The organism is Pseudoalteromonas sp. MMG022, assembly GCF_021654245.1.
Lineage (GTDB): Bacteria > Pseudomonadota > Gammaproteobacteria > Enterobacterales > Alteromonadaceae > Pseudoalteromonas > Pseudoalteromonas amylolytica.
Genome location: NZ_JAKFZQ010000003.1, coordinates 176,589 through 190,839 on the forward strand (window position 1 = coordinate 176,589; position 14,251 = coordinate 190,839).

Genomic DNA, 14,251 nt, shown 5'->3' on the forward strand with positions numbered 1-14,251 from the left:
GGTATTACTATGTACAATGCGAGAGTAAAAAATTATCAACGAGAAGCTTTAAAAACGCAAATTGCAGGGGCTGATCGGTACGAAGTAATCCAAATGCTGATGGCTGGTGCGATTGAAAAAATGGTATTAGCTAAGGTGGCGATAGAAAAACGTAACTTTGAAGCAAAGGCTGAGCATATTTCAAAAGCCTCAGCGATAATCGAAGCACTGAGAGGTTGTTTAGACTTTGAAGTGGGTGGTGAAGTAACAGAAAATTTGTATGCGCTATACTCGTACATGTTAGATCGGCTACTGGATGCCAGTATACAAAATGAAGCTAAGTTTGTAGAAGAAACATCGACCTTACTGAAAGAAATTAAATCAGCATGGGACGCGATTCCACATGATGTACGAGAGCAAACACTAAGCCAAAATGGTGCGGATGCGCATGCAGGATAATGGCAAGTCTCTTAGTGAACATCTAAATGAGATTGAGCTGGCAGTAAAAAATGGTGAACATGATATCGCCGCAGGGCTTATGAAAGCGCTTGACAGTCAGCTTCGCCAAATCTTTGACAAGGGAATAAAAGAAGGTGATCCCTTGATTTCTGAACTACAAAACCTTCAAGATAAAATGCAGTTGCTCTCCAATACGCTTTCTGATGAACGTTCCAAAACGGCATCGGAATTAGCGAAAATGCATGGCAATAAAAAGAAAATCAACGCCTATAAACAAACTTAACATCGCTGGTTGATGTAATGAAGCAAGACTCACTCGAAAAGCAAATAGAAGCGCTTGATCAGCGTTTATCTGAAACACTTGAACATCAGCAGCGAGAGGCCAAGTTCGCAGAAGAAGCGAATGTAAGGTTTGAGAAGAACGTTCAGTGTTTTGAAAAATACTATCCAGACATTGCTAATGCAATTAAATCATTCCAAGTTAGGGATGACTTTTGTTTACATGTTACCAAAAGTGGTCACGGAAACTTTATCCCTAAAGGCATGTCTGCATTGCTTTATAGTCAAGATCCTATTGAGCAAACAAAAGAGCAGATCCAAGCTCAAACACAATCACCTGTTTACAGTTTGACAGACTACACTGGTTATCCTCAAAAAGAAGACGGCCGTATACACACTAAGTATATGACTAAACTAACTCGCTACATGATAAAAGTGCGAGAGGATAGCCAAGAAATGATAAAGTCGTTACCAGACTCATTTCCAACCGCGATTATTTTTGGTATTGGTCTTGGCTATCATGTACCTCAATTAATGCAACGAACTAAATTTGACTACACATTTTTGATAGAGCCAGACTTTGAGCAATTTTTTGCTAGCCTGTTTTGTACTGACTGGTACGAAGTGATTGAAGAGGTAGACGAACAAGGTGGGTGTTTGTTTTTTCACTTGGGCGCTGACCACCTATCTTTTATACAAGATGTTGAGAAAATTGGTGAAGACATTGGTGCATTTTCTTTGGTTCGCAGCTTTTGTTATCAACACACACCGGGTGCAGATGTAAATACGCTGATTAGAAAATGGTGTTCGGATTATTTTAGATTTCAGTTCGGCCACGGCTTCTACAATGATGCCATTACCGGGTTGGCGCACAGTATTCATCATGTCAGAAATAAAGCTGCGATATTAGTCAAAGAAAGCAAAGATATTGATTATGACACCCCCATTTTTATTGTCGGTAATGGGCCTTCTTTAGATGAAGCTGAAACATTTATTAAAAACAATTGTGATAAGGCCATTGTTGTATCTGCTGGCACCTCTATATCGTCATTATACAAAAAAGGGGTTCGGACTGACTTTCATGTGTTAGTTGAAAGACCCTATCAAAATTACAAAATATTTGGTGAAATTCTCCCCGAGCATGAGTACAAGCAGGTAAACCTACTTGGCTTGAACATGCTGTACCCTGATACTAACTTTCGCTACAAGTGGTCCGGAGTTGCGGTTAAGGGTAACGAGGCAGGGACTTCGTTAATGGATCTTATCTCATTGAAAACATTGGGTAGAACACTGCCCAAAATACCATACTGTAATCCCGTTGTGGCAAATACTGCATTGTCGTATTTCTTATTTATGGGATATCGCAATATTTATCTATTCGGTGTTGATAATGGTAAAACTGAAAATGGCCAACATCACAGTAAAGACAGTATCTATAAGGTGTCTAATGATGATGATACACAAGGATATAAGAGCATGGCCATTAAGGGCAAGAAATTGCCGGGTAACCTTGATGGTGAGGTTGTCTCTAATGATTTGTTTATGATAGCGCATGCGCAGCTGGAAAAGTTGATCGAGCACTATCATGTAACAAGTGTCATGAATGTTGGCAACGGAGCTAAAATCGCGAATGCGGTTCCTCTGCGAGCTGACGACCTTATTGATCTTGAGTCTGATGTAGATAAGCTTGAAGAAGTTGAACGCATCAAGCAACGTTTTTTCAGCTCGCTACCGGTAGATGAGGTGACTGAACAGTATAAAGCTATCGAGAAGTTTAACGCTCTATGTGACAATATTCTATCGATTGCTAATGAAACTGTAACCAGCAGAGAGCAAGCTGCCGATAACTTAAAGCGGCAACAACGTTATGTATATGCATATCGTGATACTGCGTTAGGACACTTGTTCCATCTAATTAAAGGCTCATTGCTGTATTACCATTGTCCGCTGCTCACATTGCTATATAGCTATCAAGATGAGCAATTTACGTTAGAAAAATTCGCAGGCTTAAATCAGCTGTGGATTGATTATGTCACAGAAATAAAAGAGGACTATGCAATCAACATAGAGTCCAAATGTGACTGGGGATTGTAGTCTTATTTTGGCTACAATCCTTTATTTGGGTATTGTCACTGCTAAACTAAGTGCCGCCACTTTGGCGGTGTAGTTCTTGCGCCTTATTGTAATTGTCCATAGTGCCAATATCTAAGTAGGGGCCATCTGTACACCAACCTAGCATTGCATTAATCATATTAGGCACAATATCTGAGCTTAGATCATAGAATTTTTGTTCAGACAAAGTGCGAAAATACTTTTCATAGACTTGTGGCGAAAAGAGAAATAGTGCACCGCTAGCTAAGTTACCGGGTGGGTTAGCGACCTTTTCGTGAAACTCACAGACAACCTGATGTTTATCTAACTTTACTATCCCACAGCTACTTGGGTGTTCCGTTTGAAATAACAACAAAGTCAGGTCTGTGTGTTTAGGTCTGTGTTGGTGCGCTCGGAGCATATCGGTCAGTGTACTATGGCAGTAGTTGTCAGCATGTATAACGAAGCATGTATCGTCTTTCCAAAACCCCTTATTTTGAATTAATGTCCCTCCAGTACCTAGCAATTGAGGTTCGTAAACAAGCGTTATCAAATCTCGATGAGGGTGTTTGGCAATATACTGCTCAACTTGTTGTGAGAAATAATGAGTGTTAATTAGAATTTCAGTTACGCCCAAATGAATGAGTTTATCTATCCACAAACCAAGTAAACATTCTCCATCAATTGGTACTAAGCACTTTGGAATATGATTGGTGAGTGGACGCAAGCGCGTCCCTAAACCCGCCGCTAATAGTATTGCTTTCATAGTTTATTCAAATGAGTCAATTACGGCTTTCTTAAGCACATTAAAATCTAAAGGAGTATTACCCACAGCGCCGACCTGGCAAGCTGCTGCAATGCTTCCTAAGTAATAGGCCAGCCAAGGCATTTTGTTGGCTGCGATAATCAATGAGCTGGCTGCAAGAAAGCAATCTCCAGCACCTGCAGGGTCAACGGCATGCTTGTTAACAGCTGAAAGGTTATCATTTTCCCAGTTGCTAAAGTCTTTGTTGGGTAAATGGATCAGAATGCCTTCTTCGGCTAAGGTGATAACAATATTTTTGGCACCAGATTTACGAGCCAGCTTTTGTGCGAGTATAACTAAGCCATCATCAGGGTTGTTCAGTGCGACTCGAACCTCTCTCTCGGTCGGTGTAATAAGATCCATATCTTTATATCTTGAAATATCCCCTACTTGGGAAGAGGTTTGGCTATCAGCGACTACTTTTACTGAGTGTTCATGGCATAATAGGGTAATAGCATCGACTAAACTTTGTGGTAACAGTCCATAGTTAAAGTCAGAGAAAACCAACAAGTCGAGACTAGAGACCTTTGACTTAACAATATCGATAATGGTGTTTTGTAACTCTTTGGAAATCTTGTGCTGGCGTACTTGATTCACCCTTAGCAGGGTTTTATTGCCGGCTCTGTAGCGCGTTTTGAGCGGAGTTGGGCGGCTGTTGTCAACCAGTAAGTGTTCACTCAAATTATATTTATCAATGTGTTGAGTTACATAGTCAGCGGCACTGTCTTCCCCGAGTACTGAAATAAGGCTCACTTCATTGGCACCGATGGCCTTGATGTGTCCCGCTGTGATAGCCGCTCCACCTAAAAAGGTATCCGTTTTATTAGGCGTCATTACAATAGTTGGATCTTCTTGCGATAAGCCCACGGCGCTACCTTGTACGTATTCATCAACAATTACTTCGCCGATGACCAATACGTTAAGTCGCTTTATTGAGTCAAAAGCTTCTAATACTGATTCTAGAGTGATGTTATGACGACTGGCGTAGCGCTTAGCTTCCGAATAATCGAAGTTTTTACCAATACTTGGCGTTCGGCGAATAAATTGCTCTGCATTGGTCTCAAACTCTCCAGAGCCAAAAATGAGCTTACCACCATAGTTTTTTAATGCGTCTAATTCAGGGTTGTCTTTTTCTTCGTATTCTTTGCCCTTTACCACAGCGTACGGCTGATGTTGATTAATTAAGGTGACACTGTCGGCTTCGTTTAAAAATGCTTCATCAACGCACTCTAGTGATTGAACCATTTCGAGGCGGTGGCGTTCGGATACGCGACTTTTCACACTCATATTGTCGTCTTTATTTACCGCTACAATCAGGTGATCGCCACACTCTTTGGCAAATTTTAATAACCGAATATGGCCCGGGTGTAGGACGTCAAAATTGCCTACAACGAGCACTGTCTTTTTTGTTTTGGCCATTAGCGCTCCCCTAAATAGTGGTAATCATTGATGGCATCTTCAATACTCTGACTTGACGTTGTTTCTTGATAAGGGGTATATGGCTGCAATGTGCCAAACTTAGTTGCTAGTACGCCCTTTGTTGCAGCCTTTATTGGATTAATTAAATTTGCATTCAAGTTAAGCATGCCAGCCACCTTTTTTAAAAACTCGTAATAACAAATATCTTGTGCACCACTTATTTGAACAATCCCACTGGTTTGCTTATTAAGTATAGTGTTTATGTGGCGCGCGAAAAATGGTGCTGAAACAGGCGAAAAGTAGTGGTCGTCAAAGGCATCAAACGTTTGCTTTTGTTTTAAGGTATTTACCATGTTATCAATAAGTTGAAATGGTTTAGTCAGTATTTTCGAAGGCCTGACTACCATGGTGTTTAAACCGTGTGATTGAATAAACTGCTCTACTTGGTGCTTCTGGCGGCCATACACAGAACACGGAGAAGGCGGCTCATTCCATGGCGTATAAGCCTTGTTACAACTAAAAACATGATTTGTAGATAGAAAAATACTAAAACAACCCGCGGTGTGTAACATATCTAACAATAGTTTGGTGCGCTCAACATTGATAAATTCACTGTACTCTCGCTGTTGTTCACACAGCTTTATGCTAGTAATGCCTGCTAACACGACCACGTTTTGGATTCGTTCCGACTTAATGAAGTGATTAAGAGAGTCAAAATGCTCAGGCTTTGCTAAATCAAACGTGATTGCACCTAGTGTATTGCGCCTTGATGTATAACGCAAAGTATTATCCTGTTGACACAAGTAGCGGCCTAATGCTGCATCACCACCTATGATTAGCGTTTTGCTTTTACTCATTAGCCATTATCCGGATCCAGTTGTGGGTTCACGGCAATGAGTGCTCGGGTTATTTTACGCTCATCTAAATCTTGCAAGGCCTGATTTATCTCATCCAAGCTATAGCTGTCGGATAGTAGCTTTTCAAACGGTAGTTTATGTTCGTTATACAGCTCTACGAGTTTTGGAATATCAGTATCTGGGTGTGAACTGCCGCCCCAGCTCCCCATAATTTGTTTGCCACGGTGAAATGCGTGAGGCTCTAATTGTATGGTCGCTCCTTCTTCTGGGTGAGATGCAAAAATACATTCTCCACCTTGCTCTTTTACCGCTGTGAAGGCATCTTCAATTGAGCTACATGTACCTCCAGCTTCGATTGTGTAATCACATCCACCTTGCGTAAGTTCGACAATTTGTTCGAGGTAATTCTCATCTTGCGCATTGATGCAGTGTGTTGCGCCGAGCGCACCGGCTAGCTCAAGTTTTTTAGGTTCAATATCAACGGCGATAAGCATGTTTGGTTTGAACAGTCTAGCGGTGATAAGTGCACTGAGACCGATACCACCTAAACCAAACACCGCAATTTTAGCGTTGTGCTGCGGCTTGAGCTGATTGAGTACCAACCCTGCACCAGTGGGAAGTGCACAGCCAAGTAAAATGGCTAATTTGTACGGTATACCAGCGGGTAATTTTACAACCCTATTCTCTGAGACAATTGATTCTTGTGAAAATGTTGTCACACCACCGGCATTTATTTTCGTGCCTTGGTAGCTGTAAATACCGCCAGGTGCATCCAAACCTTCACCTTTGATCCAGCCCAAAACGACGATGTCACCTACTTGTACTTTTGTTACTTGTGGGCCAATTTCCTTGACCTTGGCAACGGCCTCATGGCCGAGCAGATGAGGAAGATACTTGTCTTCACCACGTAGTCCCTTTACTTCCATGAGCTGAGAATGACATAAACCTGTGTATATGATGTCGACTTTGACTTGACCGCTAACCAGCTCGGGTGCGACCAAATTGTCGACTAAAGTCAGTGGTTCACCAGTTTTAAATAATACAGCAGCTTTCATATTGATTGTTCCATTTAATATATGTAGTGATTGTCGGGCAATCTGGCACAAATGTTCTCAATTTGTGCCCGTGGATAAGGGAGTAGTATGGGTGCGTTATATAATCGGTTAGCAGGTAGAATCTGCTTGTTCTCCATGAACTTACCTATTTTACTTTGATCTTCATCTAACCACCCCAGAAATCTATTATCAAGCAGATGTGCACAAAAGCAGGCAGCAGGCCCTGTACCCAGTACATAACATTGAGGGAGTTGCGCTAACATGTCCAACTTTTCTGACAGCTTTTTGATTGGATTACTTTGTTCGTCTTTACATGCTTGTTTGTTTGAATCAAATGACATTGAATTTGAGACCAACACGGTGATTTCTTTGTTCAGCTGTGCGCTTGGAAAGAATACATGTTTAAAGTGCTTGTTGAGCAGCTTAGCTAGCGTTTCTTTTGAAAAATGGGAGACATGATCGTAAATGGCAAAGTCCCATTCATTTTCAGTGATGTTTGGCACTTGAATTATTGCGATACCTTGTTCTGATAACCGTGACGATAACTGTGCTAGGAATGCGTTGGGTGTAGGAACATGTTCCAGCACATGAACTAATGTCACGACATCAAACACTGTGTTTATTAGTGATAGATCACCGCAAAAAAACGCGTGTAGGTTATATTTTTCCTGTAACTTGAGTTGTTGGTGATCTGATACATCATGGGCATTTAACTGCCAGTGCTTAAAGCTTTGTGTGGCCGCTTCTAGCATTACACCGCTGCCAGTGCCGATGTCTAGAAATCGCGCTGTGTCGGGGAGCATGGGAGCACATATAGACAAAATCTCACTACAACGTGTAAAAGGGACGTCAGCGCTGTAGTTTTGTTGTTCTTTGCCTTGATTGATATCGTATGGTGCGTAGCTGGAATAGATGCTTTGTGTGTTTGTCAGATAAGTTTCATCTGCGTATTTTTGATAATGTTTGCAATGGGGGCACTGCTGTATCTGTGCGGCGAAGTTCAATGGCCGGCAATCAGAGGCAATAGATTTACTCACAGTGATAGAGTGAGTAATATTACTGGAAATTTGTTCGCAAACAATACACTTCACGAGCGTGTCCTTAAAGCTGTTTGGTCATTAATTGCACGTGTTGTGCAGTTTGTGCAAGGTAGTGCTCTATCGTCTTAATTGTTTGATGCTCATCTAGCACATTACCTTTATCGGCAAATGCTCTTCTTTTTTGAACCTGAGTGATAAAACAACTGCCAATTATGAAGCACCACTTAATTCTTGTTAGTTGATATGCAACGATAAATTCCTCTTTAAACTCAGATATGAAACCAAACAATGGCATATCTTTGAGTACCGAAATACTTTCTATTGGCGCAGGTATTTGCGGCTGTGCAAAAAAGTCTGCTGTGAGCTTCCATAATGAATCAATGCCCGCATATTCGAAGTCAAAAAAGTATAGTGTATCTTGAGCTTGTAAAATATTATGAAAACCAAAATCTGAAGGAGACAGGTGGACGCAATTAACTGACTGCTCCCAATTCAATTGACCGTGTGTTGTAAGAATGTCAGCGAACAAAGGTTTGATTTTCGTGTTTATGAGCCTTTGATAGGCGGGCGATATACCTGATTGTTCTGTAGCGGCTATTCTGTTTTCAACTAACGTGATGAAATCACGTAATGTAGTTACTGCATCTTTGGCTTGAGGCAATGAACGCAGCGGCTGGGCGCAGGTCTGGTTGCAGTCAACGATAAACTCGAACGCTTTTTTTACATTTTCAGCTGTAGGTGAGGTGATTTTCTCCCCAGGCAAATGTGTTGTCAGTAGCAACCCCAGTTCAATGTCATGGGCTATCACTTTTGCTGTGTTTGGCATACCCTTGCGCATCAGCATATTAAGAAAATTAAGCTCTCTTAAGCACTTTTCTTTATAATCTTCTGAGCGAGTAAAGAATTGCTTAAGTATGTACTGGCCACATGCACTATGAACATAATACACGCGGCTGTTGGCACCACCTGATAGCGCTTGTAACTCAAATGGGGCAACGACATGCTGATGGACAAAATCTTTCATCGTTTATTTAATACACAAGGCAATTAAATAGTGAGCCATGGGGTAGTAGCCAGTATGCACGACTTCGTCATTCATGGAAAATAAGAATACGTGTTTAAAGTGTTTATTACACAGTGCCTTAAAGTCCAGTCCTGATTTACAGTTTATATGGCCAGCTTTACTTGCTGGTGATGCGTACTGCTGCGACTCCAAAGAAGGCATACCTAAAATCACTATACCATCACTGCTTAGAGAAGATGTTATATTACTGATGAATCTATCTTCTTGATCTGCTGGAATATGTTCCAAGACATCTAAAGAATAGGCTGCATCATATTTTGCGTCCAGAGGCTTTTCAAGAATGTCATGCACAATCGGAATAAGTGGCCACTTTTTGGAGTTGCGCTGTTTTACATCGGCAATAAATCGCGGCTCTATGTCTGCTACTGTTAGTTGTTCCACTTCCTGCTTTACAATTCGGCTGCCAAAAGCATCACCACAGCCAATTTCGATGACGTTTTGTTTGCCAGCAAACATTTTTGATACGAATTTATAGCGCGATAGCATGATCCCGAGGCGTCTTGGGTCTAGATCCCATGTGCCGTTACTCATCAGGCCTAAACGGTTTACTTCTGTTTCATCTAAGAAATCGTGGTAGCTTTCTAGATAGTCAGCTTGGTTGTCTTTAGTTGCCATAGTTGCCTCTTGCATTGTCTTGTTGAGCTATTAACGCGACTAACTGGTTAAATTGACTAGTAATATTCTCATATGTATCACGTTGCCAAATGGTTTTTTGCAATGCGTTATCGTTAAAAAAGTAATCTTGGCCGACAGTTAATCCGCAACGCTCAGCGGTCATGGAGCTTGATGCTGGGTTATCTTCATTTATGGGATGAAAAATAAGTGATTTAGCGCCTTGCAGAAAACTAATCGTGTAGGTTGGTCCTGTGGAAATACCCATGTTCATATAGGCCGCCTGATACAGTGCTAATCTGACCAAAAAGTCAGACGATGCCGCTGTAAATGTACTGTATTGCTTAAGTTGCTCAGGCATGGCTGAGGTGGAGTAGTATGAATCCCGAATAATCACAGGATAATATTCACAAGTATCCAGCTCACTTAAGAACTGGCCCCAACTGTTCAAATCATTGTTACGAACCGCTTGCTCTTGGTACTCACGCAAAGTCACTGTAATGAGCTTTTTCCCTTGTACGCGCTGGTCGAGAAAATTTTTTACTAGCGCAACAGCATTTGTCGGAGGCTGCAAAAAAGACAGGCTATGTCCTGCATCGGCTAGTGGTTTAAGGAGAAGAGTCGATGATTTGTGTTTTGCTGAACCAGAAACGACCTCTTCGGGGTAAACATGAGTATGAGTGCCAATTAACGTAGACAGTTTTTCCCTAAAAGGTAACTCAACGATAGAGATGCAACTAGGAATACAGCGCATCATACTCTTTATTATATGGTCTATGCGCCACTGATAGTCGTCAACTGCGTGAAACTGCCTTACTCCCATGTATGACTCAGAACATGATTGATTGGGTAAGATCACAAAGCATATGTGTTCAAGGCCTCTTTGTCGTCTTTCAAATTCAGACAAAATTACAAAGTTCGTGATGTCAAAGCAAGGCAAGTTGCACGACAAATCATATACCGCATATAACACTGAATGTTCATTGATGGTTGGTGTTTTTAGCTCGTTGTATGGCACAAGCTTGTTGATGGAGTGATTGTAAAAGAAACTTTTTTCAACCGGCAAATTTGCTTCATATAACGATGACAAGATAGCAGTAACAGCTTCTGAACAAATAACTATGCGTGCAATGTGCAAATCCTTGGCGTCAGCCAGCTCTTTGAGTGACAGCGCACGTTCATTTTCAAAAAACTCTCCACCGTCTGTGGTTACAAAAAGGTTGTTCCCAGTATTAAACACTGAGCCAATAAATTTATAGGCAGAAGATGTTACGCCATAGACGATAGTAATCTCTTTACTCATAACGATAAATTCTTACTCTTAAAAACAGCTAAATGCTCTTTGCGTGCAGATTGGCCACCAATGCAGGCAGTTTGGACCAACATTGAATGCTGGATAACACTGGGTGTGATTGCTCTGCAAACAGAACACCTATCGTTGTACTTGGGAAAGACTCCGCCAACAGGATTGACTCTAAGTCATCGACAAATACATCAATTTGGAGTGTTGCAACCCTTTCTAGTTTTTGTTCCTTTGTGGTATTAAAAAATATCCGATTGTCGCAAAAAACAGCATCGTCACCCCCTAACAGGCCTTGGTCCACCAGCCAATTACGTGCAGCTTCATGCAAATCCACCTTTTTGCCAATGAAAGGGTACTGTGTTTTATGTGAGATGAGAAATAGCTCATGCCCTTGTGCTTGAAGCGCTTTGAGTACCTCCAAGCAATGAGGAAATGGTGAAGCTTCATTGATCTTTTCTCCATACACTATGCCTTGCAATTGCGTCCATTGTGCTTCGTTATTTTGATCAAAAAAGTACTGCTTAACCTGCTCTTTTGAGTGCCCGATATGTTCAGGCATCCAGCCTAGCTGATGAGCAACTCGATGAAACACCCCTGTGTAATTGGCGATGGTGTTGTCGAAATCTATTCCGAGCCTCATAGTACCTGCCTGCTTTTTAACGTGTTCACAATAGTATCTATATCAAGCCCTGCTTTTATCCGAGCAGTGTGTTGTGATGACACCTGATCAATAAACCTGTCAGGGATACCGAAGCGATGTAAATTCACCGCCATGCATTGTTCATTGTAATACTCCAATACTGCGCTACCAAAGCCACCGTTGACGTTGTGCTCTTCGAGTGTGATAAGGTGTTCAAACCTTGATGCTGCGTTGCTGAGGTATGTGGAATCTAGTGGTTTTACCGTATGAAAGCTCACTAGCTCGGCTTCGATACCATGTTGCAGCAATTCTTGGTGAAGCTGTTGGGCTACGGGCATAATTGTACCGTTCGCCAAGATGGCTACAGATTTTCCTGGATTCATCACGTAAGCTTGACCAAACTTTAGAGCTGGTAGTGTACTGTGTACTTTAGGTTCATTTTTCTTACCAATTCTAAAGTAGCAAGGTGCATTGAGAGCGATTAACTGAGGCATCAAGATAGCCAGCTCGTCAGCATCAGCTGGGCACACGATATTCATATTTGGTAACGCTCGCATTAATGCGATATCTTCAAACGAATGGTGAGTTGGTCCTAAATTAGCGTAAGACAAACCTGAGCCCGTACCAACAATGATCACTGGCTGATTCTGATATGCAATATCGATTTTGATTTGCTCAAAATTACGAGCGGTGGTGAAGGGTGTAATAGTATAAATAAAGGGTTTATGCCCCATCATGGCTGCACCAGATGCCATGGACGCCATATTCGCTTCCGCTATCCCTGCGTTAATTGTACGAGTGGGTGCAACTTCTTTTAGGTTGTTGAACAGCCTGTTACCAATATCCGCATAAAACAGCACGATGCTATCATCATTACTGGCTAATTCTGTTAGTTTGGCGGCAAATGCGTTTCTCATTTTAGGCCTAGCTCCTCTTTTGCCATCATGACTTCATCAACAGTAGGAATTCGGTAATGCCAGTTGTTATCGTTCTCCATTAAAGAGATACCTTTTCCCTTTATAGTATCTGCAATAATACAAACAGGTTGTTGTTGTACTTGCGCTGCATCAAACGCTTCTATCAGTGCTTGATGATCATGTCCATTCACTCGTATGGTGTGCCAGCCAAAAGCACGCCACTTTTCATCAAGAGGTTCGAGGTGCATGATCTCGCAGCTTTCTCCAGTACCTTGCAATTTATTAAAATCAACAATCGCAACTAAGTTATTCAATTGTTTTGCAGGCGCAAACATAGCAGCTTCCCACACCGTGCCCTCATTGATTTCACCGTCACCCATAAGCACATAAAATCGATTGCTCAGACCCTGAACTTTAGCGCTCAAGGCCATGCCAGAGGCAAGAGACAATGCGTGCCCTAATGAACCTGATACGGTTTCTACGCCGGCTGGTGCGTGAATGCCTGGATGTTCTTCAAATTGAGAACCGTCGCTACCATGTTGATATAAATCTTCGATGGGAAAATACCCACGATAAGCGAGTGTAGTGTACAGTGCACTGGCCGCGTGGCCTTTGCCCAGTAAAAAGTAGTCTCGGTCTTTGCTCTTTGGTTGCTGTGGCTCTACATTTAGCACTTGCCAATATAGCGTGCTAAGAATGTCTGTACACGACAAACAACTCCCCAAGTGAGGTGTTGATGTTTTGGATGATACATCACACAGCGTATAGCGAATATTTGCGCTGATTTTTTCTAACTCTACCACTTAGGTTCTCCTGACATCCCAACCAACGATATCCGCGTATAGCTCGTAATCACGCTGGTAATAGGCATAAAGCGTGTTGAGAGATTGCTCACTTAGCATTTCATAGGTTGACTCTCCATCCAATGAAGGCGCAACCGATTTGGTTACATTATGCTCAGCAAATGTCACCCCTAGTTTTTGCTCGAGCGTTGAGACTTGCTTGATATCAACCAATTGGTTATAGAAACTGATGTTATCGCCAACATATTCATTCTGTGGGCAGAAATGGTCATGAATATCATAGTTACCCAAGTAAAACGCAAAGTTACTAATGAAATCGTTGATATCGTTCGATTTAAAACGTTTTGAACGTAATACAATATGGTTATATGCGGAAATGAATCGCTTGATTGGATCTCGCATGATGGCAAACTTAAAGTATTGCTGAAGGTCAGAGTCCATTTCCCAAATACTTTGGCTTTCCATAAAGTATCGATCGAGGTCCAGACTACGTTGAGTTTGAGGATCAAATTGAGGTGCTTGACCATAGGTAGCGGTGTAAAAATGACTCGAAACAGATGAGTTCATGACTTTTGGACAGCGCTTGTAAATCAGTTTAGCTTTGTTATCAAACAGATAGTTATGCATCGGCCAGTTGTATCTTCTACATTCATAACTTGCGTTTAAATGTAGGTGCACGATGTCGTTGAACATTTGTCGCTCTGACGCTAGGTATAAAATGTCCAATTTAGGTTTCTCAAAAAGAAACTCGTCAATATGATAATAGGTGGCTGGTAGCTCAGAGACCTCTCTGGGCTCATCTACAAAGCAACTGACTTCGATGTTATGGTTGACTTTGGTTAAGAACTGGAAAAGTTCTTTGGCGCCTTTACCTGTTCCGACTATTCCAACTTTTTTCATGAACTCGT

15 protein-coding genes are annotated in these 14,251 nt (G+C 41.7%); 3 read left to right on the forward strand and 12 right to left on the reverse strand.

What is annotated here, in order from left to right; genetic code table 11:
- Positions 1-9 precede the first annotated feature (9 nt).
- The 3 genes from fliS to L1070_RS04015 are packed head-to-tail and all read left to right on the forward strand — an operon-like array spanning position 10 to position 2,811.
- Positions 10-438, forward strand: coding sequence for a flagellar export chaperone FliS (gene fliS, locus L1070_RS04005; RefSeq protein ID WP_237124576.1), 429 nt, complete (start codon positions 10-12; stop codon positions 436-438).
- A complete protein-coding gene (locus L1070_RS04010; RefSeq protein WP_237124577.1) occupies positions 428-721 on the forward strand; it encodes a hypothetical protein in 294 nt (97 codons plus the stop codon). The genes fliS and L1070_RS04010 overlap by 11 nt, the downstream gene beginning before the upstream one ends.
- Positions 722-738: 17 nt before the next feature.
- On the forward strand, positions 739-2,811 hold the full coding sequence (locus tag L1070_RS04015; protein WP_237124578.1) for a 6-hydroxymethylpterin diphosphokinase MptE-like protein: 2,073 nt from the start codon (positions 739-741) through the stop codon (positions 2,809-2,811).
- A 46-nt stretch (positions 2,812-2,857) separates the two neighbouring features.
- Here the strand turns inward: L1070_RS04015 and L1070_RS04020 are convergent, their stop codons facing one another.
- Genes L1070_RS04020 through L1070_RS04075 form a run of 12 tightly spaced genes read right to left on the reverse strand, consistent with a single transcriptional unit; the run spans position 2,858 to position 14,243 of the window.
- Complete coding sequence (locus tag L1070_RS04020; RefSeq protein WP_070984449.1) at positions 2,858-3,574, reverse strand: nucleotidyltransferase family protein; 717 nt, start codon at positions 3,572-3,574, stop codon at positions 2,858-2,860.
- Positions 3,575-3,577: 3 nt separating this feature from the next.
- A complete protein-coding gene (locus L1070_RS04025) occupies positions 3,578-5,032 on the reverse strand; it encodes a PfkB family carbohydrate kinase (RefSeq protein WP_237124579.1) in 1,455 nt (484 codons plus the stop codon).
- The gene (locus L1070_RS04030; RefSeq protein ID WP_237124580.1) at positions 5,032-5,889 is read right to left on the reverse strand and encodes a sugar nucleotide-binding protein; all 858 of its coding nucleotides are present in this window, start codon (positions 5,887-5,889) and stop codon (positions 5,032-5,034) included. The genes L1070_RS04025 and L1070_RS04030 overlap by 1 nt, the downstream gene beginning before the upstream one ends.
- The gene (locus L1070_RS04035; protein WP_237124581.1) at positions 5,889-6,944 is read right to left on the reverse strand and encodes a zinc-binding dehydrogenase; all 1,056 of its coding nucleotides are present in this window, start codon (positions 6,942-6,944) and stop codon (positions 5,889-5,891) included. The genes L1070_RS04030 and L1070_RS04035 overlap by 1 nt, the downstream gene beginning before the upstream one ends.
- A 14-nt stretch (positions 6,945-6,958) precedes the next feature.
- On the reverse strand, positions 6,959-8,035 hold the full coding sequence (locus L1070_RS04040; RefSeq protein ID WP_070984458.1) for a class I SAM-dependent methyltransferase: 1,077 nt from the start codon (positions 8,033-8,035) through the stop codon (positions 6,959-6,961).
- 10 nt (positions 8,036-8,045) lie between these two features.
- A complete protein-coding gene (locus tag L1070_RS04045) occupies positions 8,046-9,008 on the reverse strand; it encodes an aminoglycoside phosphotransferase family protein (protein WP_237124582.1) in 963 nt (320 codons plus the stop codon).
- Positions 9,009-9,011: 3 nt separating this feature from the next.
- A complete protein-coding gene (locus L1070_RS04050; RefSeq protein ID WP_237124583.1) occupies positions 9,012-9,683 on the reverse strand; it encodes a methyltransferase domain-containing protein in 672 nt (223 codons plus the stop codon).
- Positions 9,673-10,983: a hypothetical protein gene (locus tag L1070_RS04055; RefSeq protein ID WP_237124584.1), complete on the reverse strand. Its 1,311-nt coding sequence runs from the start codon at positions 10,981-10,983 to the stop codon at positions 9,673-9,675. Before L1070_RS04055 ends, L1070_RS04050 begins: the two co-directional genes overlap by 11 nt.
- Positions 10,984-11,011: 28 nt before the next feature.
- Positions 11,012-11,623, reverse strand: a complete 612-nt coding sequence (locus L1070_RS04060) for an HAD family hydrolase (RefSeq protein ID WP_237124585.1) — start codon at positions 11,621-11,623, stop codon at positions 11,012-11,014.
- A complete protein-coding gene (locus L1070_RS04065; RefSeq protein WP_237124586.1) occupies positions 11,620-12,540 on the reverse strand; it encodes a transketolase C-terminal domain-containing protein in 921 nt (306 codons plus the stop codon). Before L1070_RS04065 ends, L1070_RS04060 begins: the two co-directional genes overlap by 4 nt.
- A complete protein-coding gene (locus L1070_RS04070; RefSeq protein WP_237124587.1) occupies positions 12,537-13,343 on the reverse strand; it encodes a thiamine pyrophosphate-dependent enzyme in 807 nt (268 codons plus the stop codon). Before L1070_RS04070 ends, L1070_RS04065 begins: the two co-directional genes overlap by 4 nt.
- Positions 13,344-14,243: a sulfotransferase family 2 domain-containing protein gene (locus L1070_RS04075; protein WP_237124588.1), complete on the reverse strand. Its 900-nt coding sequence runs from the start codon at positions 14,241-14,243 to the stop codon at positions 13,344-13,346.
- Between the last annotated feature and the right edge of the window lie 8 nt (positions 14,244-14,251).

Excerpts from the sequence above, each read along its gene's own strand:
- fliS (WP_237124576.1), top strand. The coding sequence starts at position 10 with ATGTACAATGCGAGAGTAAAAAATTATCAACGAGAAGCTTTAAAAACG.
- L1070_RS04010 (WP_237124577.1), top strand. The coding sequence starts at position 428 with ATGCAGGATAATGGCAAGTCTCTTAGTGAACATCTAAATGAGATTGAG.
- L1070_RS04015 (WP_237124578.1), top strand. The coding sequence starts at position 739 with ATGAAGCAAGACTCACTCGAAAAGCAAATAGAAGCGCTTGATCAGCGT.
- L1070_RS04020 (WP_070984449.1), bottom strand. The coding sequence starts at position 3,574 with ATGAAAGCAATACTATTAGCGGCGGGTTTAGGGACGCGCTTGCGTCCA.
- L1070_RS04025 (WP_237124579.1), bottom strand. The coding sequence starts at position 5,032 with ATGGCCAAAACAAAAAAGACAGTGCTCGTTGTAGGCAATTTTGACGTC.
- L1070_RS04030 (WP_237124580.1), bottom strand. The coding sequence starts at position 5,889 with ATGAGTAAAAGCAAAACGCTAATCATAGGTGGTGATGCAGCATTAGGC.
- L1070_RS04035 (WP_237124581.1), bottom strand. The coding sequence starts at position 6,944 with ATGAAAGCTGCTGTATTATTTAAAACTGGTGAACCACTGACTTTAGTC.
- L1070_RS04045 (WP_237124582.1), bottom strand. The coding sequence starts at position 9,008 with ATGAAAGATTTTGTCCATCAGCATGTCGTTGCCCCATTTGAGTTACAA.
- L1070_RS04050 (WP_237124583.1), bottom strand. The coding sequence starts at position 9,683 with ATGGCAACTAAAGACAACCAAGCTGACTATCTAGAAAGCTACCACGAT.
- L1070_RS04055 (WP_237124584.1), bottom strand. The coding sequence starts at position 10,983 with ATGAGTAAAGAGATTACTATCGTCTATGGCGTAACATCTTCTGCCTAT.
- L1070_RS04060 (WP_237124585.1), bottom strand. The coding sequence starts at position 11,623 with ATGAGGCTCGGAATAGATTTCGACAACACCATCGCCAATTACACAGGG.
- L1070_RS04065 (WP_237124586.1), bottom strand. The coding sequence starts at position 12,540 with ATGAGAAACGCATTTGCCGCCAAACTAACAGAATTAGCCAGTAATGAT.
- L1070_RS04075 (WP_237124588.1), bottom strand. The coding sequence starts at position 14,243 with ATGAAAAAAGTTGGAATAGTCGGAACAGGTAAAGGCGCCAAAGAACTT.